The following is a 22,560-nucleotide window of genomic DNA, read 5'->3' on the forward strand; positions in this document are numbered from 1 at the left end:
AGGCTCTCGCCACCGCCGTCACGGCTGCGCTTCACTTGCAGGTGAAGCTCTTGGCATTCACTTCCTTCACGTTGCCGGCACCGCAGGTGGCGGTCGCCTGTTCGCTCATCTTGCGGACATCCTCCATGCGCTGGGTGTTGGCCTCGGAGGTGTTGGGCGCGATCACGCAGCCGGTGGACAGGACGGCGGCGGCGCCGGCGAGCAGCCAGGCGATCGGACGGGCGGCGTGAATGGAGCGGATGGTCATGAAAGGAGTCCCTCGAAAATGGATGTCGGGGCGGAGTCTAGGCAAGCGCGCGCGCGACGGTCGCCCCTCCGACAGACCGATCGCCGGAGCGGATGAACTGCAGGACGGCGCGATGCGCCGGGGAACAACGCCCGGGGAACCGCCCCGACGGCTGACCGCCACACAGCGGGTGTCCCCAGGATCTGGGTCCGGGCGCATCTCGCCCAGAGACCCCATTCACACGCGCTTGACGAGACGCCGCTAGCCTTCGCGTCTCGTCCTGCGGTCCAGCGGGACGATCCAGGAGTAGCCGTGACTGACCTTCGATCGATCCAGCGCCCTGCGACCGCGGTCCGCGCCGTGGTCGCGATGGCGATCCTGTGCGCCCTGCTGAGCGCCTGCGGGTCAGGCTCGACCAGCCGCAAGCCGGAGATGACCGCTTACGAAACCGCCCAGCACGACCGCTGCGTCGCACTGCTGCGCCCGATGCTGCACGGCCAGCCGGTGCGCTCCACGGCGATCGAGCACGGCACGCAGGGACTGGACTACGTCTGGGTGAACGCCGACGTCCACGACGACGACGACGACCTGGACCGCCGTCTGGCCAAGGGCACGAGTTTCGGGGGCCATTGCCAGTTCGAGGCCGGCGGCGAGGGCGTGCACCTGCATGTCTACGCGCTGGACGACGAGGCCTCGCCGCTACCGGCACCCGACTACCGTTTCGTGGCCGGGCCCCGCGACGTGCTCGTGAGCGCCGGCGCCCACTGATGGAGCGACGACGGACCGGCGGACCCCGTTGACGGCCGCGCGATGGTCGACAGCTGGCCGAACGGACCGGACGGACCGGACAAACTGAAAGGACCCCAGGGACCGACAGGGCAGAATGGAACGACCATGCTGCTGCGCATCCATCACACCGCGATCATCTGCGCCGACTACGCGCGCTCCCGGCGCTTCTATACCGAGGTGCTGGGCCTGCGCGTGATCGCGGAGACCTACCGCGAGGCGCGTCGCTCCTACAAGCTGGACCTGGCGCTGCCCGACGGCTCGCAGATCGAGCTCTTCAGCTTCCCCGACGCGCCGCCGCGGCCGTCCTACCCGGAGGCGCAGGGGCTGCGCCACCTGGCCTTCGAGGTCGACGACGTCGAGTCGGGCAAGCGCGAACTCGAAGCCCAGGGCATCGCCGTGGAGCCGGTGCGCGTGGACGCGCTCACCGGCAAGCGCTTCACCTTCTTCGCCGATCCGGACGGGCTGCCGCTGGAGCTCTACGAGCGCTGAGGGCCCCCTCACCCGGGCGGGTGTCGCGGGGCGGGGGCAGTGCCCGCCCTGCGGCATGATGCGCGCCTGGGAGGAATGGCGATGCCATCGACACACACGGCCATGCGGGAGTTCTCGACGGCCGGCACGCTCACGCGGGGCGGATTCTGGCTGCGCCACGGCACGCTGGTGCCGCTCGCGCTGTGGATCGCGATCGCGGTCGCGGACACGCCGCTGGGATGGGCCGCCGCGCTGGCGGCGACCGTCCTGCTGATCTCGGTCTGGGGACGCCGCCTGCACGACCGCGGGCGCTCCGCCTGGTGGCTGCTGCTCGCGGCGCTGCCGGTGCTGGGCCCGCTCGCCCTGTGCATCGAATGCGGCCTGCGCCGCTCCGCCCCCGAAGGCCGCCACTTCGATGCGCGGCGTCCCGCCGACTACCTCACCGTCGCCCCATGAGCCTGTCTTCCCATCACATCGTCAACGACGTGACCGGTCTGAATCCGGTGCGCGTCATGGCCATCGTCGCGCCCGCATCGGTGGAGGACGTCCAGGAGGCGCTGCGCCGCACCACCGGTCCCGTGTCCATCGGCGGCGGCCGCTTCAGCATGGGCGGCCAGACGGCCAGCCCGGGCAGCCTGCACATCGACATGCGGTCGATGAACCGCGTGATCGCGTTCTCGCCGACGGCGCGCACGATCCGCGTCCAGGCCGGCACGCGCTGGTGCGACATCCAGCGCTTCATCGACCCGCACGGGCTGTCGGTGAAGATCATGCAGACCTACGCCAACTTCACCGTCGGCGGCGCGCTGAGCGTGAACTGCCACGGCCGCTACGTCGGACTCGGTCCGCTGGTGCTGTCGGTGCGCGCGATCCGCGTCGCGCTCCACGACGGCAGCGTCGTCGAGGCCACGCGCGAGTCCCATGCGGAGATCTTCCGCGGCGCCATCGGCGGCTACGGGGCGCTGGGCGTGATCGTGGAGGTCGAGCTCGACCTCGACACCAACCAGAAGGTGGAGCGCCACGACGCGGTCATGCCGCTGGAGGACTACTGGCGCTACTTCAAGGACCAGGTGCGCGGCAACCCGGCGGCCGTCTTCCACAACGCCGACCTCTACGGCCCCCACTACCGCACGCTGCGCGCGGTCACCTGGAAGGAGACCGACAAGCCCGCCACCGTCCCCGACCGGCTGCAGCCGCTGCGCAGCGCGTATCCGCTGCATCGCTACTTCCTGTGGTCGATGTCGGAGACGCCCTTCGGCAAGGAGCGCCGCGAGAAGCTGATCGATCCGTTGCTCTACCTGCGCGGCAAGGTGCACTGGCGCAACTACGAGGCCGGGTACGACGTGGCCGAGCTGGAACCGCCGACGCGCATGCACCGCACCTACGTGCTGCAGGAGTACTTCGTGCCGGTGGAGCGGCTGACGGACTTCGTGCCCAGGATGGCCGAGATCCTGCGGCGCCATCGCGTGAACGCGCTCAACATCTCGATCCGCCATGCGATGCCGGATCCCGACACGCTGATGGCCTGGGCGCCGACGGAGACCTTCGCCTTCGTGCTGTATCACAAGCAGCGCACCCGCGAGAACGCGCGTCGCCGCGTCGCCGTGTGGACGCGCGAGCTGATCGACGCGGTGCTGTCGGTGGGCGGGTCCTACTACCTGCCCTACCAGCCGCACGCGACGCATGAGCAGTTCCACCGCGCCTATCCGGGCGCGCGCGCGCTCTTCGCGCTCAAGCAGCGGCTGGATCCGCACCACCGGTTCACCAATGCCCTCTGGGACAAGTACTGCCCGGGGCCGACCTGCGCGCCGGAGGCCGCGGCGACCCCTGCCGCCGGCAGCACGGAGTTCCACCGCGTGTTCGGCGATGCGCGCCTGTCCGACGCCTTCTACCTCTTCCTCCAGAACGTGTTCCACACCGCGCCGGAGGATCGCTTCCATCACCTGATCGCGGACGCCGTCGCGCGCCATCGCGACGAGGAGAGCATCTACCGCGACATCCAGCGCCGGCTGCCGTCGATCAAGCCGGCCGCGGCGGAACTGCGCTACGCGCTCCCGGCGCTGTTCAAGCAGAAGGCGGAGATGACCCGGCAGACGCTGGCCGTGCTGCCGGCGCGCGAATTCGACGGTTACCTGGAGATCGGCTCCAAGGCGCGATACCACGGCGGACTGGCGAAGGCCCTGCGGCTGCGCGGCGAGCTGGTGTTCGTCGAGGAGAAGCCCCAGAGCCAGTCGCCCGTCGACATCGTCGAGCGCGGCCGGATCGCGCGGCCCGGCCGGCACTTCACGCTGGACGACTACGCCCCGTTGCCCGACGCCATCGCCTCCGGCAGCATCGGCCTGGTGACCTGCTACATCGGGCTGCATCACATGACGCCGGAGACGCTCGGCCCCTTCCTGCGCTCGGTCCATCGCGTGATGCGCCCCGGCGGCGCGTTCATCGTGCGCGATCACGACGTGCGCGATCCCGAGCTCGGCGCCCTGGTGTCGCTGGCGCACACGGTCTTCAACGCGGGACTGGGCGAGACCTGGGAAAGCAACGTCGCGGAGCGGCGCCACTTCGCCTCCGGACAGGACTGGGTGGATCGCCTGCGCGACGCCGGCTTCGAGGACAGCGGCCATCGCGTGCTGCAGGCCAACGATCCGACGATGAACACGCTGTTCTGCTTTATCAAGCCGGCGGAGGTCGCATGAACGGACGCGCGCCATGGCGGTCGCAGGCCTGGATCGCCAGGGCTCGGGCCGTCGCATCGATGCTGGCCATCGGGGTCACGGTGGCCTTCGGTGGCGTCGTCGGCGCCGCTGAGCCTGAGACCCCGGTCGAGGATCGCCGCACGCCCGACCAGACCTTCCTCACCTTCCCCGAGTGGTACCTGGTGCACAGCCCGGCGGAGTACGCCGCCTGGCTGGGCCGCAGCGACGCACCGAGCCGCTTCCCCCTGTTCGCGCACGTCGGGCAGTTCTGGCAGTCGTACGGCGCGATCAACCGCGAGATCGCGCGCTACCCATTCAACGGCGGCTCCCACCTGATGGTGATGGTCATAGGAGTCAGCACGACGGTGGAGTACGCGCTCAAGGGCGCCTACGAACGCACGATCGGCCGCATCGCCGAGGGCCTGCGCGGCGCGGGCGGGCCAGTGGAGGAAGAGCGCTTCGCGGCCCGGTACGCGCAGGACTACGTCAACTTCATCCGCGTCGACCCCTGGTACAAGTTCGACTTCGCCTCGCAGCTGAAAGCGCTGTGGCGCGACGTGCCGATGACCGGCCCGGACATGGCGCGCAAGTGGGAACGGCGCTACCTGCTCACGACGGAACTGCTCGTCAAGGAAGGCTATGCACGGCTCATCAAGCTGGGCACGCAGACGATCTACGACGCGCCGAAACCGGTGACCGCCGTATGGCTGAGCCGGGCGCCGGACGACGCGGCCGAGCGCGCCGCGCATCCGGACTTCATCGTCCCGCCGATGTCGTCGCCCTCATCGACGCAAGGACCGATCTTCGCGACGATTCCCCGCTACGAGGGCTTCACGACCTACAGCCGCTGGCTCGCGCGGCAGGACGTGGACTTCCTCAGCGTCGCCGGCAACAGCGGCGAGATCGTGGTCAGCGAACTGGTCCCGCAGGCGTGGCAGCCGACCGGGGCGCGGCTGCTCTTCGAGCAACCGATCCTGACGCGGCCGGGCACCAAACGTGCGGTCATCGCGCTGCCGATCGCGCGACTGGGCGACGAGCTCCGGCGCGCCGACCGCGCCGGCGACCACATCGAGCACATCTACGACTTCTGACGATCAGTTCAGGCGGTAGTTCAGGCGCAGCCAGGTGATGGTGCCTTCGGGGCGGTTGCGCACCGAGAACTCCTTCATCACCTTGAAGTCGACGCCCCACTCGCCGCTCTCCGCCAGGTAGGCGACCAGCGGACCGGCCGACAGCGCCTGGACCTTGTTGGCACCGGCATCGCCGCCGCGATCGGCGGTGAACTGCTTGAGCACGTAGCCCTGCACGCCGACCTTCCACTGGTCATTGACGTTGTAGGTGCCGGACCAGTCCGCATGCAGGTACTGGCCGGAGCGCACGCCGGTGTCGTCGTTGCGCGTGTTGATCGAGTACGTGGCGCGGAGGCCGACGGCAAAGCCGTTCTCCCACACCCGCGACGCGACCAGCAGCGGCTTGAACGTCCAGTACTTGCCCGCGCCCGGATTGACGGCACGGCTGGCGTCGTACGACCCCATCGGCGGGTTGAACGCGACGCCGAGCGCGACGCGCGATTCGTCCTGCTGCCAGTCGATGTAGGCGGCCAGTTCCGGATCGGCCAGGCCGCTGCGCGTGCCCGACAGCGCATTGCCGGCGGCCGAGAGCTGCTGGTTGATCTGCGCGACGGCCGTGGGCGGCAGGCCCGCCGGCAGCACGGTGGTCAGCGTGAAGTCGTTGGTCTGCTTGACCAGCGGGAACGCGGCGGAGAAGCCCAGGCGGCCGTCCATCACGATCTTCTCGGTGACCCAGGTCAGGCGCGGCACGAAGACGTCGGCCTTGATCGAGCCGTTCACCGTCAGCGGCAGCGTGCCGACGCCGGGGATCGTCAGCGCGCGCGTCGGCGTGTTGCCGTCGGCGTCGCGCAGCTTGTCGGCCTCATAGTGCTGGTACCAGGTCTGCAGGTAGACGCCGGGGAACTGCGGCGTCGAGATTTCATAGGACGGCGCGCCGAGCAGCGCGCGCACCTGGCTGTTCTCGGTGGCGTGCGCGGTGCCGGTGATGGCGACCAGCGAGACGAGGGCGGCGGCGAGCGCGGACGGGCGCACGCGGAGAAGGTCGATGGACACGGGGATCCCTCCGGGGAGTTCTGGATTTTCGAATCGGGGCGCATCGTGCCAGCGGAACTGGCCGGGGCTTGTGCCATTCGTCACATCGGAGCCGGGATTAGAGGCACGGCCCCAGATTCCGGGGCTGACGCGCCACAACCCGCCGCGCTTTAATCCGGTCCGCACCGCGCCCCGCGATCGCCGTCACCATCGGCTCGAACTCGCGACGCCATGAGCCACGCCACTTTTCGCCACCGCGTCCGGTCGGCTCGCGGCTCAACCCCACAACACGACGCGTCACTGCGAGGAGACTTCCCCATGCAACGTTCCACCTTCACCCGCTCCGTCCGGAATGCCCTGTTCATCGGCCTCGCCGCGATGTCCTCGTTCGCCTTCGCGGCGGAGGTGGAAGTCGAGGGCTTCAAGTTCCAGGACACGGCGCTGCTGCACAACCAGACGCTGCAGCTGAACGGCGCGGCGACCTCGAGCATCCTGTCGACGCGCTCCACCGCGGTCGCCTTCTACCTGCCGAAGAAGCAGACGACGATGGAAGCCGCCGTGGCCGAGAAGGGCGCGAAGCGCATCACCTTCTACATGATGCGCGACGTGTCCTCGCGCGACCTGGCCAACGCGATGCTGGACCGCATCCGCCAGAACGCGGCGGAGGAGTTCTCGAAGAACATCATCCAGACCTCGCAGCTGGGCGTCGTTTTCGGCAACCGCGCGAAGCTGCTCAAGGGCGACCTGGTCACGATCGACTACGACCCCGCGAAGCAGACGACGGAGTTCAGCGTCAACGGCCAGAAGGTCGGCGACACCATCCAGGGCGAGAGCTTCTTCCCGATGATGATGAAGGTGTGGATCGGCCCGAAGGTCCGCGGCAGCACGCGCGACGGCCTGCTGGGGATCGCGCCGGCGAAGTGATCGCCGGGAGCGCTTCGGCGCTCCCCGGGCCGCCGCCCGACGGCGTCAGCGGCCCGACTGCTTGCGGTCCGACTGCTTGCGGTCCGACTGCTTCAGCGGCCCAGCTGCTTCAGCGCGGCCTGCAGGCCTGTCACACCGCCGACGCGCTGGTCGTTGATGAAGACCTGCGGCATCTGCCGCACGGACGGGCCGCACTTCTCGTAGAAGGCCAGGCGCTCGGCCTCGTCGTCGATCAGGATCTCCTGATACTCGATCCCGCGGGCCTTGAGCAGACTCTTCGCCGTGTCGCATTGCGGGCAGGCGGACTTCGAATAGACGACGATCTTCAGTTCCATGGGGCACGAGTGTATGCGTGGCCCCCGCCACCTGCCGACGAGGGGTCTCCCTGACCCCGGGGGATCGGAAGGCCGGTCGGCCGCTGTCACCGGCGCTTAAGCTGCGGGCCCATGGACGCCCTGATCACCGCCGCCGCCCGCTTCCTCGCCGCCGGGGATGCGTTGAGCGCGTTGCAACGGGTGGCCCTGCGCGACGATGCGCCGGCGCTCGCGCTGCGCGGCATCGCGATGGCGCAGCTCGGCGAACACGCCCGCGCTCGCGAGCTACTGCGCCAAGCCGCCAAGGCCTTCGGACCGAAGGAGGCCGTCGCCCGCGCGCGCTGCATCGTGGCCGAAGCGGAGGTCGCGCTGGCGATGCGCGATCTCGGCGATCCGACGCGCCCGCTGCTGCAGGCCGCGGCGACGCTGGCCGCCCATGAGGACCGCGCAAATGCGGTGCAGGCCCGGCTCATTGCCGCGCGTCGCCTGATCCTGCTGGGCCGCCTCGACGAGGCCGCTGAAGCACTCCCCACGGAGGACGTCGACGGCGCACCGCCCTTGCTCGGCGCGATGGTCGGCCTGGCCGCGGCGGAACTCGCGATGCGTGCGCTGCGAAGCGGCGATGCGAAGCTCGCCGTGGAGCGCGCGCTCGTCGCCGCGCAGCGTTCCGGCGTGCCGGCCTTGACGGCGGAGGCGAACGATCTGCGCGCCTCGCTCGATCACCCGGCCGCGCGACGCATCGATGGCGGACAGGTGCGTGCGCTGCGACTCGAGGAGGTCGAGGCGCTGCTCGCCTCCCCGATGCTGGTCATCGACGCCTGCCGGCGCGCGATCCGCAGCGCGGGGCTGGCCGTCGACCTCGCGCGACGGCCCGTGCTGTTCGCGCTGGCCCGCGTGCTGGCCGAAGCGTGGCCCGGCGACGCGGATCGGGCGACGCTCATCCTGCGGGCCTTCCGGACCCGCCACCCCGACGAGACCCACCGCGCACGCCTGCGCGTCGAGCTGGGCCGCCTTCGCGCGCTGATCGATCCCGTCGCCCGCATCGAAGCGACGCGAGACGGTTTCGCGCTGCGCGTGGACGGCGAGCGCGCGGTCAGTCTGCTGGTACCGCCGACGGAAGGCGAGACCGCCTCCCTGCAGGCCTTGCTGGCGGATGGCGCGGCCTGGTCCACGTCGGCGCTGGCGATGGCGCTCGGCGCAAGCCAGCGGACGGTGCAGCGCGCGCTCGCGGAGCTCGGGGCCGCGGGGCGCGTGCGCGCACTCGGCCAGGCCCGCGCGAAGCGCTGGCTGGCGCCGCCGATGACGGGAATCGCGACGATCTTGTTACTCCCCCGCTCAGCCGCCGGCTGGATAGATTGCGATCCATGCGGCGACGGTTTCGCCGTACAGGAGATGACGATGACTGCTTCCAATTCCGCCGCCTGCGATCCCCAAGCCGAGGCCCGCATGGCGTCCAACGCACACTTGCCCGCAGCCCGCGCGGCCGAGATCGTCCGCGAGTTCGGCCCCTACCCCGGCGCGCCCGCCGTCCACGGCGTGAGCCACGATGGCGACCGGGTCTGGGCCGCCACGGCGCTGGGCCTGCTCGCGATCGATCCGGCCAGCGGCGACGTTCAGCGCACCCTGCCCTGCGCGGCGGACGCCGGCACGGCCTTCGACGGACGACACCTCTATCAGATCGCCGATTCGCAGATCCAGAAGATCGATCCGGCCAGCGGGCGCGTCGTCGGAACGATCCCCGCGCCGTCGGGGCAAGGCAGCGATTCGGGGCTCACCTGGGCGGAGGGGAGCCTGTGGGTCGGCCAGTACCGCGACCGCAAGATCGTGCAGATCGATCCGGAGACCGGCGCGGTGCGACGCACCATCGAGTCCAACCGTTTCGTCACCGGCGTCACCTGGGTGGACGGCGAACTCTGGCACGGCACCTGGGAGGGCGACGAGAGCGAGTTGCGCCGCGTGGACCCCGCGGACGGCGCCGTGATCGAGCGTCTGGCGATGCCGGCGAATGTCGGCGTCAGCGGCTTGGAGTCGGACGGCGCCGGGCTGTTCTATTGCGGCTGCGGGGGCAGCGGCAAGCTGCGGGCGGTGCGGCGACCGGCGCGCGCCTGAGCCTCAGCGCGCCTTGCCCAGGTCCATGACCCAATACTTGCTGTACGTGTTGGCCAAGGAGGCCGCCGGACGGCAGGCGACGCCGACGTCGACGAAGCTCGCCGACATCAGGTTGGCGCAATGGCCGGCGCTGTTGCGCCAGGAGGTCATGACCGCCTCGACGGTCCCCTGCCCGGCGGCGATGTTCTCGCCGACGGCGGACCAGGTGTAGCCCGCGTTGGTGATGCGGGTGGAGAAGCTGCGGCCGTCCTGGCTGTCGTGGCTGAAGTAGTTCTTCGCCGCCATGTCCAGGGCATGCCCGTCGGCGGCCGCCGTCAGCTTGTCGTTCCAGACCACCGGCGCCACGGCGGGAAAGTTCCCCGAGGTGCCGCAGCTGGCGCCCGCGGCGCGCAGCGCGTTGATGCGGGTGAGCAGGTCCTGCTTGAAGTTGGGCAGGTCGCAGGTGCCGGCGACCAGCGGAGGATCCGTCGGCCCGGGGTTGGTCGGGTTCGTGGGATCGGTGGGACTGGTGGGCGTCGTGACGGGGTCGGCCGCCGGTGCATCGCTGCCTCCGCCGCCGCACGCACCCAGACCCAACGCCAGGAGGGCGGCGACGATCATCGAAGTAGGGAGCTGCCGGTGGGCCGGCTTGTTGGAAGGGACGTCCATCCAGGTATCTTAGGAAACGTCTGGAAAGATTTCTGGAACCAAACGTTGCAAAGGGTCAGCGCCCCGGGTTGAGCCCGACCTGGTGTAGCCAATTTGCCTACACCGTAGCCAAATTGCCTACAGCTCCCGAAAAAAAGGGCCGCCCACCCTCCCGGGCAGGCGGCCCCTTCGTCCACTCAGATCAGGTCGTAGCGATCCAGGTTCATCACCCGGGTCCAGGCCTTGACGAAGTCGTTGACCAGCACCTTCTCGCCGTCCTTGGACGCGTAGACCTCGGCCAGCGCCCGCAGCTGCGAGTTCGATCCGAAGACCAGGTCCGCCGTCGTGGCGGTCCACTTCGCGGCGCCGGACGTGCGGTCCTGGCCTTCGAGCACGCCCTCTTCGCTCGCCGACTTCTGCCAGCGCGTCCGCATGTCCAGCAGGTTGACGAAGAAGTCGTTGCTCAGGGTGCCCGGCCGGGTCGTGAGGACGCCGTGCTTCGTGTGGCCGACGTTGGTGTCGAGCACCCGCATGCCGCCGACCAGCGCCGTCAGTTCCGGCGCGCTCAGCGACAGCAGTTGCGCCTTGTCGATCAGCAACTCGGCCGTGTGCTTGACCAGGTCCTTGCGGATGTAGTTCCGGAAGCCGTCGGCCGCGGGCTCCAGGTAGCCCATCGATTCGACGTCGGTCTGGTCCTGCGACGCATCGGTGCGTCCCGCCGTGAACGGCACGACGACATCATGCCCGCCCTGCTTCGCCGCCGCCTCGATGCCGGCGGAGCCGCCCAGCACGATCAGGTCGGCCAGCGAGATCTTCTTGCCGCCGGCCGCCGCGCCGTTGAACTCCTTGCGCACCGTTTCCAGCTTGCTCAGCACCTTCTCGAGCTCGCTGGGCTGGTTCACCGGCCATTCCTTCTGCGGCGCGAGGCGGATACGCGCGCCGTTGGCGCCGCCGCGCTTGTCGCCGCTGCGGAAAGTCGAGGCCGAGGCCCACGCCGTCGACACCAGCTGCTGCACGGTCAGTCCGCTCGCCAGCAGCTTGGCCTTCAAGGCGGTGACGTCCTGGTCGTCGACCAGCGGATGGTCGACCTTGGGTACCGGGTCTTGCCAGATCAGTTCTTCCTGGGGCACCAGCTTGCCGAGGTAGCGCGACACCGGCCCCATGTCGCGGTGCGTCAGCTTGTACCAGGCGCGCGCGAACGCATCGGCCAGTTCGGCCGGGTTGTCCTTGAAGCGGCGGGAGATCTTCTCGTAGGCCGGGTCCACGCGCAGCGCGAGGTCGGCCGTCGTCATCATCGGCGCGTGCTTGCGTGTCTTGTCATGCGCGTCGGGCACCGTGCCCGCGCCGGCGCCGCCCTTGGGCGTCCACTGGTGCGCGCCGGCGGGGCTCTTGGTCAGTTCCCACTCGAAGCCGAACAGCGTCTCGAAGTAGCTGTTGTCCCAGGTGATCGGCGTCGGCGTCCAGGCGCCCTCGATGCCGCTGGTGATCGTGTACACGCCCATGCCTTCGCCGAGCGCATTCTTCCAGCCGAGGCCCTGGTCCTCGATGTCGCCGCCTTCGGGCATCTCGCCGACGTGGTGGACCTCGCCCGCGCCGTGCGCCTTGCCGAAGGTGTGACCGCCGGCGACCAGCGCGACGGTCTCCTCGTCGTTCATGGCCATGCGCTTGAAGGTCTCGCGGATGTCGCGCGCCGACGCGGCCGGATCGGGATTGCCGTTCGGGCCTTCGGGGTTCACATAGATGAGGCCCATCTGCACGGCGGCCAGCGGGTTCGCGAGGTCGCGATCGCCGGCATACCGCTCATCGCCGAGCCAGGTGGTCTCCGGCCCCCAGAAGACGTCGGTCTCCGGTTCCCAGACGTCGGCGCGGCCGCCGGCGAAGCCGAAGGTCTTGAAGCCCATCGATTCCAGCGCGACGTTGCCGGCCAGGATCATCAGGTCCGCCCAGGACAGCTTGCGGCCGTACTTCTGCTTGATCGGCCACAGCAGGCGGCGGGCCTTGTCGAGGTTGCCGTTGTCGGGCCAGCTGTTGAGCGGCGCGAAGCGCTGCGCGCCGGTCCCGGCGCCGCCGCGTCCGTCCTGCACGCGGTAGGTGCCGGCCGAGTGCCAGGCCATGCGGATGAAGAACGGACCGTAGTGGCCGTAGTCGGCGGGCCACCAGTCCTGGGAGTCGGTCATCAGCGCGTTCAGGTCCTTGACGACGGCGTCGAGGTCGAGGGTCTGGAACTCATGCGCGTATTTGAAATCCTCGCTCATCGGATTCGTCTTGGACGAATGCAGGGAGAGGATGGAGAGATTGAGCTGCTCGGGCCACCAGTCCCGGTTGCCCTTGGTGCCGGCCACCGTGTGGTGGTGGGTTCCGCCCGAGAACGGGCACTTCGATTCGCCTGACATGTCTTCCTCCTGAGTTGAGCCTTGGGGAACAGTCCGCTTGTCCGCCACAGCGTGCGAGCGCGGACGAGTCTAGAACTCGCTCAGTGTGCGCAGCAACAGTTCGGTTTTATCGGAGCGATAGTTTTCTCGATGTCGTGGGCGGGTCGAGATTGCCTTCGCCGTCATGCCGGTGACAAAATCCGCGCCTCTCATCCCCAGGAGCCCCCGTGGACAGTTCCCCCAGTCCCTTCGCGACGCGAGCCGGAACGGCCGCCGCACGACTGACGCGCTGACCCGGCTCCGGTGGTGCGCCACGTCGTGCCGCCTTCTTCCTCCTGTCGCATCGATCGCCTTTCCGAGGCAACCGTCGCCGCCACGCGACGACTCATCCGATCCGATCCATCGTGAACCGCGCCGTCATCACGCCTCAACCGGCGTGCGGGACAGTGCGCGCAGGAGTCTTCCCATGCGTTTCTTCCTGCTGGTCCTGGCGACCGGCCTGCTGCTGCCCCTCCGCTGCTTCGCCGCCGGCGGACATCACGCCGTCGACGACGCCGCGATCGACGACGCCGGCCAGTGCAACCTCGAACTCTGGGCCGAGCGATCCAACCTCGATCGCCGCCAGCTGCAGCATGCCGGTCTCGGCTGCAATCTGCTCGGCGTCGAGGTCGGGATCAACGCCGACCGCGAGACCGCCCGCGCCGCCTCGCCGCGCCACGTGCACGGCGTGCAACTCAAGTGGGCGACCGCCCTGCAGCCGCAACTGGCGATCGGCCTGGTCGCCGCGCTGGGATGGCAAGACCAGACCCCGCGGTCGCAGCAGTCCTTGCTGGTGCCCTTGACCTGGACGCCGCGCGAGGACCTGGCGATCCATCTGAACCTGGGACGCACGCTGCTGAGAGGCGCCGACGATCGCACCCAGCGCGGCGTCGCCGTCGAGTGGCAGATGACGCCGGCCTGGCAGACGCTGGCCGAGCATTTCCACGACGGCCAGCGGCCCTTGACGCGGCTCGGTCTGCGCCGCACGGTGGACGAGCGCTGGACCCTGGACCTGAGCTTCGCGAAGAGTCCCGCGACCGCCCGCGCGCCCAAGGAAGGCTGGTGGACGATAGGCGCGAACTGGACTTTCGGTCAGTGAGCCTGCGCGGGGCCGCGCGGCATTCTTTTCCCGCATGAGTAAAGTCGCTGGTCGAGTAAGGCCATTGGGCAGACTCTGCCCATCGTCGATCCGGAGGACAAGAATGTCGCTCCCCCTGCCGGACGCCCCCGGCAGCGCGATTGACGACGAGAATCGCCCGGCTTGCCTGATCGTCCTTCGCGGGCGACGGCCCCTTCAACCTTGGAGCCCACCATGTCTCTGCGCATCAACGACATCGCCCCGAACTTCACCGCCAAGACCACGCAGGGGGAGATCGACTTCCACAGCTGGATCGGCGACAGCTGGGCCATCCTGTTCTCGCATCCGAAGGACTTCACGCCGGTGTGCACGACCGAGCTGGGCTACATGGCCAAGATCGAGCCCGAGTTCACCAAGCGCAATGCCAAGCTGATCGGCCTGTCGATCGACCCGGTCGAGAACCACGCCAAGTGGGCGGCGGACATCGAGGAGACGCAGGGCGCCGCGGTGAACTACCCGATGATCGGGGACACCGACCTGGCCGTGGCCAAGCTCTACAACATGCTGCCGGCCGAGGAGCCGGGCACGTCGGACGGTCGCACGGCGGCGACGAACGCGACGGTGCGCTCGGTGTTCATCGTCGGTCCGGACAAGAAGATCAAGCTGACGCTGACCTATCCGATGACCACGGGTCGCAACTTCGACGAGATCCTGCGCGTGCTGGACTCCATCCAGCTGACCGCCAAGCACCGCGTCGCGACGCCGGTGAACTGGAAGCACGGCGACGACGTGATCATCGCGGGCTCGGTGTCGGACGACGAAGCCAAGACGATCTACCCGGAAGGCTGGAAGGCGCCCAAGCCTTACCTGCGCATCGTCAAGCAGCCGAAGTGAGGCCTGCGTGAGGCCGCTGGCCCTCAGCCCTGCCCTCTCCCGCAAGTCGGAGTAAGAGGCGCCGCATGGCTGCCTAGACCCCGCGCGCTGCGCGCGCCCCTCACCCCTGCCCTCTCCCGCAAGCGGGAGAGGGGGTAGAGAGACCGCGGTCGGGCTCCCTCTCCCGCTTGCGGGAGAGGGTGGGGGTGAGGGCCAACCCCTGTCTGCCGATCACTGTTGCCGGTCCGGCGCCAAGTCGAAGTACCCGGCGTCATCCAGATCCTGCGGCAGCGTCGGATGCTTCGGCGTCCAGCCGAGCGCCTCACGCGTGACGGTGCTCGTGGCCGCGAGGTTCAAGCCGGCGAACTTCGTGAACCAGCCGAAATGCGCCGGCGCCTCGTCCTGCGACAGGCTCACCACCGGCACGCCGAGTCGCTCGCCGATCGCCGTCGCGATGTCCTTGAAGGGAATCCGCTCCTCCGCGATCGCGTGCCAGCGCGCACCGGCCCTCGGTGCTTCGATCGCCCGACGGAACACCACCGCCGCATCGCGCCGGTGCACCGCGCTCCACGCGTTCTGGCCGTCGCCGATGTAGGCAGAGCGGCCTGTGCGCCGCGCCAGGTCGATGAGGATGGGCACGAAGCCGTGATCGCCCGCGCCATGCACCGTCGGTGAAAGTCGCACGGTCGCCGCGTTGATGCCGCGCGCCGCAAGCAGCAGCGCCGTCGGCTCGGACGCGCGCGGATAGCCGTCGGACACCGGCAGGCACGGATCCCCTTCGTGACCCAGCCGACCCGACACCGCCATCGCCAGCCCCGACGTCACCAGCAGCGGCCGGTCCGATCCGGCCAGCGCCTCGCCGAGCGCCTCGATGGCGACGCCATCGCGTCGGCAGTTCTCGGCGAAGCGGGAGAAATCGTGATCGAACGCGGTGTGGATGACCGCATCAGCCGACGCCGCGCCTGAACGCAGGCCGTCCAGATCGTCGATCGTGCCGCGGTGCACCTCGGCGCCCGCGCGCACGAGCGCTTCCGCGGACGCGTCCGACCGCGCCAGACCCAGCACCTGATGGCCGGCCTCGATCAATTCATCGACCACCGCCGACCCGACAAAGCCCGTGGCTCCAGTGACGAAAACGCGCATGAGAGAAACCCTCGAAAGTTGATGCGACGCATCGTCGACGCAGAATCCATCCCGGTGTAGTAGTGACCTTATCCAGGTATGGCGGCTAACAGGATGAACAACGTCTTTCCCCTTCCCTCCGTGCCGCCGCCTTCCGGGCTTGCGGCCGTTGCCGTGCAGACGCCGAAGGACAAGGTGCTCGGCGTCTACCTGCGCGATCGCCGCGAGCGGCTCGACCCCGCCGCCTTCGGCCTGCCGATGGCGCGTCGACGCACCCCCGGCCTGCGTCGCGAGGAGGTCGCGCAACGCGCGCATGTGAGCCCCACCTGGTACACCTGGCTGGAGCAGGGCCGCGGCGGCGCGCCGTCGGAGGTCGTGCTCGAGCGCATCGCCACCGCGCTGCTGCTGACGGAGGTGGAGCGCGAGCATCTTTTCCAGCTCGCCTTCGGTCGCGCACCCGAACTCCGCGCACCAGAAGCCGTCGGCATCACGCCGCGGCTTCAGCGTGTGCTGGACGCGCTCACGCTGAGCCCGGCGATCGTGAAGACGCCGCTGTGGGACGTCGTCGGCTGGAACCGCGCCGCGGCCGCCGTGCTCACCGACTACGACGCGCTGCCGCCGGAGCAGCGCAACATCGTGAAGCTGATCTTCTGCAACCCGCGCGTGCGGGCTGCGCAGGACGACTGGGAGAGCGTCGCGCGTTTCGTCGTGGCGGCGTTCCGCGCGGACTCGGCGCGCGTCGCCGACACCGCCAAGGTCGAGGCGCTGGTGCGCGAGGTCAGCGCGCTCAGCCCCGAGTTCGAGCGCTACTGGCGCGAGCACGACGTGAAGGCCTTCGGCGAAGGCGTGAAGCGGCTGCGACACCCGACCGTCGGCCTCATCGCCTTCGAGTACTCGGCCTTCTCCGTCGATCAGCGTCCCGACCTCGGCATGGTGGTCTACCAGCCGGCGACGCGCGAGGACGAGGACGGCGTGCGCCGACTGCTGAATCTGCAGGAACTCGCCTCGACCTGAGCCGCTCAGACTCGCGGACTCGCGGACGCTCACGGCATCAGGGCATCAGGGCATCAGGGCATCAGGGCATCAGGGCATCCCAAGATCACGGGGTCACGGCAGGAACAGCGCCTTCTCTTCCTCGAACGCCTGCTGCAGGTGATCCGCCACCGTGCGGATCGCCTGGTCCTTGCGGTCCTGGCCGCGGATCAGCAGCCACATGTCCCGCGGCTCACGCACAGGCTCCAGCGCGCACGCGCGCAGCCCCGGCACCTGCCGTCCGATGTAATGCGGCAGCACGGCGAGCCCCGCGCCGGTCCTCGCCGCGATCGCCTGCGACATGTGGTTGTTGGCGCGGAACGCGACGCGTGAGCGCGGGAAGCGCTGCGCCAGCCACAGCGCGTCGGGCATGTCGGCGTTCTCTTCGTCGAAGCCGACGAACACGGGATCGGCGCCGGCCTCGACGGCTTCGCAGACCGTCGGCGTGCCGTAGAACCCGAAGCCCATCGTGCCCAGCGGCTTCACGATGAAGTCGCCATCCCTGGGTCGCGTCAGACGAACAGCGATGTCCGCCTTGTGACGATCGAGGCTCACCGCGCGCAGGTCCGTCGCAAGGTCCAGATCCAATCCCGGATGCAGCGCTGCGAGCCGCGCCAGCCGGTCGATCAGGAAACCCTGCGACAGCGCCGGCGGCGCGTTCACCCGCACCAGTCCGCGCACCGCGCCGTCGTCGTCGCCTCCGCGCGCGAGCGACTGCGCGGCGGACTCCATGTCGCCCGCCGCCGCGAGGGCACGCCGTCCCGCCGCCGTCAGCGCGTAGCCGTCCGGTCGGCGATCGACGAGCTTCTCGCCGAGGCTGTCCTCCAGCGCCTGGATGCGCCGCGAGATCGTGGCGTGATTCACCGAGAGCGCCCGTGCCGCCGCCGACAGGCTCCCATGCCGGCCGAGCGCGAGGAAGACCCGCAAGTCCTCCCAGTCGACGCCGCCTCGGAACCCTGTGCGTTTTTGATCAGCCATTGAGACAGGATAGCGGCTACCGCCCGGGAGGGACGGCTCCTAACCTTGCGTCCAACGCCGGACGTTTCTCCGATCGCCACGGCGTGATCCACCCACCCGGATCCTCCGGATCCCGCATGAACAGGAGCATCTCCATGTCCAACATCCCCAGCACGTCCGCCCGGAAGGTCGCCATCGTCACCGGCGCCTCGCAAGGCATCGGCGCCGCACTCGTTGCCGCGTATCGCGCACAGGGCTACGCCGTCGTCGCCAACTCCCGCCACATCCAGCAGGGCGACGACGCGGACATCGTCGCCGTGCCCGGCCACATCGGCGACCGCCTCGTGGCGCAACGCGTCGTGCAGACCGCGCTCGACCGCTTCGGCCGCATCGACACGCTGATCAACAACGCCGGCATCTTCATCGCCAAGCCCTTCGTCGAGTACACGCCGCAGGACTTCCAGGACGCGATCGCGGTCAACGTCGCCGGCTTCTTCCACGTCACGCAGCTGGCGCTGCCGCAGATGCTGCAGCAGAAGCGCGGTCACGTCGTGACGATCACGACGACGCTGGTCGACCAGCCGATCGCCGCCGTGCCGACCGGCCTGGCCGGTCTGACCAAGGGCGGCCTGGACGCGGTGACGCGCTCGCTCGCGATCGAGTACGCCAAGACCGGCGTGCGCGTGAACGCGGTGCGTCCCGGCGTGATCAAGACGCCGATGCACGCGCCGGAGACGCACGAGTTCCTCGCCGCGCTGCATCCGATGGGCCGCATGGGCGAGATCAGCGACATCGTCGAGGCCGTGCTGTACCTGGAGCGCGCCGGCTTCGTGACCGGCGAGCTGCTCAACGTCGACGGCGGCCAGCACGCCGGCCGCTGAGCAGGATCGCTTCGCGTCCCAGCAAACGAAGGAATCACCATGCCCTACGTCAACATCAAGGTGACCCGCGAGGGCACCGCCCCCGGCGCCAGCGCCACCACGCCCGAGCAGAAGGCCGCCCTGATCCAGGGCGTCAGCGATCTGCTGTTCGAGGTGATGGGCAAGCCGCCTCACACGACCTTCGTCGTCATCGACGAGGTCGAGCTGGAAAACTGGGGCGTCGGCGGCCTGCCGACGACGGAATTCCGCCGCCGACAGGCCGGGACGCCGGGCTAGGGAGGCCCTGGAGACCGGTTCCCTTCACGGTGGGGTTGGGGCGGCCTGATCTGCTGGCCCCACCGTGGACACGGGTGGAAGGCAGCGTAGGCAGCCCCGCGGAAGCCGCCCATCCCTAGGTCGTCGTCCTCCCCCTAAGTCGTCGTTCCGCCGCGGGGGAGCGTCGCATCGCTCCCCCTAGAATCGTCCGGCCCAGGGGGAGAAGAGCTTGAGGAAGATCGCATCCGCGACGCTGTCACGTGGTCATCCGCGCGAGCGGCGCTGCACGGTGGAACTGGTCGAGCTGGACCTGCCCGCCAGCCGCGACGGCGGCGCGCGCTACGTCGTCACCGTGCGCCAGGACAGCCGCGAATCGTCGCTGACCGCGACGCCCTGCCCGCTCGCCGACGCCGAGCGCCGCGCGCTGGACTTCATCCGCCGCCGCCTCGCCGCGGGCGAGACGCTGGTCCGCCGTCAGGGCTTCGAAGCGCTGTCCGAGCACGACGCGGACGGGGCGTCCTCGGGGAGCGCCGCGACCGCGCCCGGCAACGCGCGCGTCGCCTCTTCCACCGCCTCTTCCTCCGCTTCTTCCTCCGCTTCTTCCTCCGCTTCTTCCTCCGCTTCTTCCTCCGCTTCTTCCTCCGTTTCTTCCGCCGCCCCCTCGACGTCGTCCGCCGGTCCCGTGCCACCGCGCATCGCCGCGCTGGTCGCGCGCTTCGCGCCCGCGCGCTGGAAGCTCGAGACCGCCGAGCGCCAGGCCCGTTCCGCCTGGCGCATTGCCGAATGCAGCGACCGGACCGAGGCCGATCCCGCCGCGCAACGCGCGTTGCGCGGCCTGGTGCCTCGCCTCGTCGATTTGCTGGAAAGCGGCAGCGACCTGCTGGACCTGTGCCTGGCCGCAGCGATCGGCCGTCTCGGCGATCCCGGCGCGGCCGAGGCGATGCGGATGCTGGCCGAGCGCGGCCGCAGCCCCGCGACGAAACGATTCGCCCATCAGGCGCGGCTGATGCTGCTGTCGCCGGACGAGCTCGCCGCGCATGCCGAGCTGCTCGCCAGCCAGTGGTCGTCAGAGCTCGCGCTGGAAGTCGACGGACCAAAGCTGGTCGTGGCGCTGTTGGATCCGCTCGACGCTCGCCGGCTCGACTGGCCCGACCTGATGCAGGACTGGTACGACATCGCGCTCGCCCGCCCCGCCGCGCGCGAGCGGGTGCTGTCGCTGCTGCGCGCGCTGCCGGTGCAGGCCGAAGCCTTCCAGGCGATGCGCTACGTCTACAAGACCGCCGAGCTGCGCCGCGATGCGGAGGTGCTCGGCGTGCTGCATGCGCGCTTCGAGAACACGCGTCCGGCCAAGGGCGGCCTGACCACGCGTCAGTACGTCGATCCGTCGACCGGGGACCTCATCGTCCGCAGCGGCGGAAGCCAGCGCCAGCCCGCTCGCGCCTATGGCCGCCTGACGCGCGAGTACCTCCGGCTGCGCGGACTGCGCAGCGTGCGCCGGCTCGCCGCGATCGGGCATCCGCATGCGTCCGAGCTCGCCGTTGAGCTGCTGCTCGGCCTGCGTGACGACGAAGTCCCCGCTGCCGCCATCGAGCACCGATCCGAGTACGTCGACCGTCGCTGGACGACGGTCGTGCGCCACTACCCCGCCGGCGCGAACTGGCTGTTGGTCACGCGGCTGCTGCTGGCGCGAGTGCCGAACCGGGGCGACCGGGACAATGACCGCGAACCCGTCCATGGCGCCGGCGGCGGTGATCGCGGACGGGCGAAGCGGGTCTGGACCCGCGAGCCGATCGATCTCACGCGCGCGCTGCCCGAGCGCGCCGAAGGCCTGCGAGAGATGTGGGACGCCCATCCCGAAGCGCTGCTGCGCCTGGCGATGGAAAGCCGCAGCGCGCTGATCCACGCGGTGGTCGCGCGCGCCTTGCAGGACCACGCCGACTTCCTCGGCCGACAGACAGTCCGCGTCCTCGAACGACTGCTGCGCAGCCCGTACGCCCCGACGGCCGAGACCGGCTTCGCCGTCGCCCGCGCCCACGTCGAGCGCGGCACGCCGGCCGAGCAGATCCCGTGGCTCAAGCTGATGGCGGCCAGCACGCATCACGCCGCGCGCGACTTCGCGCTGCTCCACATCGCCGGCGATCCGGGCGCCTTCGCGGGCTTCCCGGACCTGATCGTGGCGCTGCTGCTCAGCGGCCAGGACCGCGCGCGCAGGCAGGGCCACGGCCTGGCGCTGCTGGCGACGCCGCAGCCGCTGCTCGACGAACTGCCGCCCGCGCTGCTGGCCGCCGACGCTGCCGATCACGGCCTGGCCGAAGGTGCGGCGCTGATCGAGCAACTCTTGACAGGCCCGCTCGCCACGCCGGCCGGCGACGCCGTGCTGCGACAGCTCGGCGCGCTGCTGCCGCTGCTGGACCATCCGGCCGTGCCGGTGGTGCGGGTCGGCGTCACCTGGCTGCTGCTGCATCCGGTTGGCGTCACGCTGCTGCCGCCGGCGCTGATGAAGCAGCTGATCGGCGCCGACGATCCCGACCGCCGCGCCTGTGGCGTGCGTCTGCTGGCCGCGCTGCCCGACGAGGTGCTGCGCGGTCAGGTCGAATTGATCGGCGATCTCGCCACCCACGCGCATGCCGGCATCCGCGCTGCCGTCGGTCCGGCGCTGCTGCGCGTCGCGCGCGGCGATGGCGGGTTCGCCCGCCTGATCGCCGACCGCCTGCACCGCGCGCTGTTCCAGACCGAGTCGGGCGAGGGCGCCCATGCCGACGCGCTGCGGTGGCTGACGCAAGACCTGGCCCCCGCCGCGCCCGCGCGCGATGCGTCCGGAACCTGGCGCGCCCTGCAGGCGCGCAGCGCGGGCGCCCAGCGATACGGCGCCTGGGCACTGATGTCGCTGACGCCGGCCGACTTCTCGCTGCGGCAGCTCGCCACGCTCGCGCGCCACCCCGACACGACCGTGCGCCGCTGGTCGATGCAGGCGCTCGACCTCACGCTGCCGCCGGTGCCGACGCCCGAACAGGCCGAGCAGTTGCTCCCGCTCGCCGAAGCCGACTTCGACGACGCCGTCGACTACACCCGCACGCTCTTCGGCGAGCGGCTGCCGGATGAATCGCTCGCCGTCGAGCTGCTCATCGCCTGGGTCGATCATCCGAAGGCCTGGGTGCAGGCGCTGGGCCGCGCACGCCTCGTGCGTCGCATGAGCGCGGCCGACGCCTCGCTCTGCCTCACGCGACTGAGCCAGCACCCGGGCACGCAGGTGCAGCTCTTCGTCACGCAATGGCTGCTGGAGCTGCCGACCGACGACAAGGCGGAACTCGCGCGCCGGCTGCGGGCGCTCACGCCCTACTTCCTGACGGTGCTCAGCCAGGTCCATCGCGGTCGCGCGGCCAAGTCGCGCATCACCGCCTTCCTGCGCGCGCAGACGGACGACGCCGGCACCGCCGCCGTCGTGGCCGAGATCTTCGCCCGCCAGGTCGTCACCGCCAGCCTGACCGACAAGCCGCAGTACATCGCCGGCCTGCGCGACATCGCCGCGAAGCACCCCGGCATCGCCCTGCCCTTCCTCCAGTGGAAGCCGCCGGGAGGGCCGCATGGCGCCTTGCCCGCCGCACCGCTCAGGCCCAGTCCCCCGGGCCCTTCCGGTCCTTCCGGTCCTTCTGGTTCCTCGGCGCCCTCGACTTCTCCGGCCTCCACCGCCTGACGACG

At 70.0% G+C, this 22,560-nt stretch carries 19 protein-coding genes and 1 pseudogene; 13 read left to right on the forward strand and 7 right to left on the reverse strand.

The window, feature by feature from the left end:
* Positions 1 to 31: 31 nt before the first annotated feature.
* Complete coding sequence (locus tag AC07O8_RS15755) at positions 32 to 247, reverse strand: hypothetical protein (protein WP_495048925.1); 216 nt, start codon at positions 245 to 247, stop codon at positions 32 to 34.
* A gap of 291 nt (positions 248 to 538) precedes the next feature.
* Here AC07O8_RS15755 and AC07O8_RS15760 point away from each other — a divergent pair, with 291 nt between their 5' ends.
* The 5 genes from AC07O8_RS15760 to AC07O8_RS15780 all read left to right on the forward strand — a co-directional run bounded on the left by AC07O8_RS15760 (position 539) and on the right by AC07O8_RS15780 (position 5,267).
* Complete coding sequence (locus AC07O8_RS15760) at positions 539 to 994, forward strand: hypothetical protein (protein ID WP_495048926.1); 456 nt, start codon at positions 539 to 541, stop codon at positions 992 to 994.
* Positions 995 to 1,120: 126 nt separating this feature from the next.
* Positions 1,121 to 1,504, forward strand: a complete 384-nt coding sequence (gloA2, locus tag AC07O8_RS15765) for an SMU1112c/YaeR family gloxylase I-like metalloprotein (protein WP_495048927.1) — start codon at positions 1,121 to 1,123, stop codon at positions 1,502 to 1,504.
* An 81-nt stretch (positions 1,505 to 1,585) separates the two neighbouring features.
* Positions 1,586 to 1,939 (forward strand): DUF805 domain-containing protein, encoded by a 354-nt coding sequence (locus tag AC07O8_RS15770; protein ID WP_495048928.1) that lies wholly within the window; start codon positions 1,586 to 1,588, stop codon positions 1,937 to 1,939.
* A complete protein-coding gene (locus AC07O8_RS15775) occupies positions 1,936 to 4,176 on the forward strand; it encodes an FAD-binding protein (protein ID WP_495048929.1) in 2,241 nt (746 codons plus the stop codon). Before AC07O8_RS15770 ends, AC07O8_RS15775 begins: the two co-directional genes overlap by 4 nt.
* On the forward strand, positions 4,173 to 5,267 hold the full coding sequence (locus tag AC07O8_RS15780; RefSeq protein WP_495048930.1) for a hypothetical protein: 1,095 nt from the start codon (positions 4,173 to 4,175) through the stop codon (positions 5,265 to 5,267). Before AC07O8_RS15775 ends, AC07O8_RS15780 begins: the two co-directional genes overlap by 4 nt.
* A 3-nt stretch (positions 5,268 to 5,270) precedes the next feature.
* Here the strand turns inward: AC07O8_RS15780 and AC07O8_RS15785 are convergent, their stop codons facing one another.
* Positions 5,271 to 6,299: a SphA family protein gene (locus AC07O8_RS15785; RefSeq protein ID WP_495048931.1), complete on the reverse strand. Its 1,029-nt coding sequence runs from the start codon at positions 6,297 to 6,299 to the stop codon at positions 5,271 to 5,273.
* A gap of 297 nt (positions 6,300 to 6,596) precedes the next feature.
* Here AC07O8_RS15785 and AC07O8_RS15790 point away from each other — a divergent pair, with 297 nt between their 5' ends.
* A complete protein-coding gene (locus AC07O8_RS15790; protein WP_495048932.1) occupies positions 6,597 to 7,202 on the forward strand; it encodes a chalcone isomerase family protein in 606 nt (201 codons plus the stop codon).
* Positions 7,203 to 7,294: 92 nt separating this feature from the next.
* Here AC07O8_RS15790 and AC07O8_RS15795 read toward each other — a convergent pair whose 3' ends face one another.
* Positions 7,295 to 7,537 carry a glutaredoxin family protein gene (locus tag AC07O8_RS15795; RefSeq protein ID WP_067278103.1) on the reverse strand — a complete coding sequence of 81 codons (243 nt, stop codon included), beginning with the start codon at positions 7,535 to 7,537 and terminating at the stop codon, positions 7,295 to 7,297.
* Positions 7,538 to 7,648: 111 nt separating this feature from the next.
* Here AC07O8_RS15795 and AC07O8_RS15800 point away from each other — a divergent pair.
* Positions 7,649 to 8,848: pseudogene (locus AC07O8_RS15800) on the forward strand (helix-turn-helix domain-containing protein); the annotation flags it as partial.
* Positions 8,849 to 9,628: 780 nt separating this feature from the next.
* Here the strand turns inward: AC07O8_RS15800 and AC07O8_RS15805 are convergent.
* Both AC07O8_RS15805 and katG read right to left on the reverse strand, forming a co-directional pair.
* The gene (locus AC07O8_RS15805) at positions 9,629 to 10,273 is read right to left on the reverse strand and encodes a CAP domain-containing protein (RefSeq protein WP_495048933.1); all 645 of its coding nucleotides are present in this window, start codon (positions 10,271 to 10,273) and stop codon (positions 9,629 to 9,631) included.
* 176 nt (positions 10,274 to 10,449) lie between these two features.
* Positions 10,450 to 12,645 (reverse strand): catalase/peroxidase HPI, encoded by a 2,196-nt coding sequence (gene katG, locus AC07O8_RS15810; protein WP_495048934.1) that lies wholly within the window; start codon positions 12,643 to 12,645, stop codon positions 10,450 to 10,452.
* 445 nt (positions 12,646 to 13,090) lie between these two features.
* Here katG and AC07O8_RS15815 point away from each other — a divergent pair, with 445 nt between their 5' ends.
* Positions 13,091 to 13,762, forward strand: coding sequence for a PA4824 family protein (locus AC07O8_RS15815; protein ID WP_495048935.1), 672 nt, complete (start codon positions 13,091 to 13,093; stop codon positions 13,760 to 13,762).
* Positions 13,763 to 13,975: 213 nt separating this feature from the next.
* On the forward strand, positions 13,976 to 14,635 hold the full coding sequence (locus AC07O8_RS15820) for a peroxiredoxin (protein ID WP_495048936.1): 660 nt from the start codon (positions 13,976 to 13,978) through the stop codon (positions 14,633 to 14,635).
* Positions 14,636 to 14,845: 210 nt separating this feature from the next.
* On the opposite strand, the gene AC07O8_RS15825 is transcribed toward AC07O8_RS15820, so the two are convergent.
* Positions 14,846 to 15,757, reverse strand: coding sequence for an SDR family oxidoreductase (locus AC07O8_RS15825; RefSeq protein WP_495048937.1), 912 nt, complete (start codon positions 15,755 to 15,757; stop codon positions 14,846 to 14,848).
* Between the two features lie 153 nt (positions 15,758 to 15,910).
* Here AC07O8_RS15825 and AC07O8_RS15830 point away from each other — a divergent pair, with 153 nt between their 5' ends.
* The gene (locus tag AC07O8_RS15830) at positions 15,911 to 16,750 is read left to right on the forward strand and encodes a helix-turn-helix transcriptional regulator (protein WP_495049104.1); all 840 of its coding nucleotides are present in this window, start codon (positions 15,911 to 15,913) and stop codon (positions 16,748 to 16,750) included.
* A gap of 93 nt (positions 16,751 to 16,843) precedes the next feature.
* On the opposite strand, the gene AC07O8_RS15835 is transcribed toward AC07O8_RS15830, so the two are convergent.
* A complete protein-coding gene (locus tag AC07O8_RS15835; protein ID WP_495048938.1) occupies positions 16,844 to 17,746 on the reverse strand; it encodes a LysR family transcriptional regulator in 903 nt (300 codons plus the stop codon).
* A 134-nt stretch (positions 17,747 to 17,880) separates the two neighbouring features.
* On the opposite strand from AC07O8_RS15835, the gene AC07O8_RS15840 reads away from it, so the two are divergent.
* From AC07O8_RS15840 to AC07O8_RS15850, 3 genes are all read left to right on the forward strand, one after another.
* A complete protein-coding gene (locus AC07O8_RS15840; protein ID WP_495048939.1) occupies positions 17,881 to 18,606 on the forward strand; it encodes an SDR family NAD(P)-dependent oxidoreductase in 726 nt (241 codons plus the stop codon).
* Between the two features lie 39 nt (positions 18,607 to 18,645).
* Entirely contained in the window at positions 18,646 to 18,882 is a 237-nt protein-coding gene (locus tag AC07O8_RS15845; protein ID WP_495048940.1) for a tautomerase family protein, read from the forward strand.
* A 208-nt stretch (positions 18,883 to 19,090) separates the two neighbouring features.
* Complete coding sequence (locus AC07O8_RS15850) at positions 19,091 to 22,555, forward strand: hypothetical protein (RefSeq protein ID WP_495048941.1); 3,465 nt, start codon at positions 19,091 to 19,093, stop codon at positions 22,553 to 22,555.
* Positions 22,556 to 22,560 lie beyond the last annotated feature (5 nt).

The sequence above is a fragment of the Roseateles sp. GW821-FHT09G09 genome, from assembly GCF_059415965.1.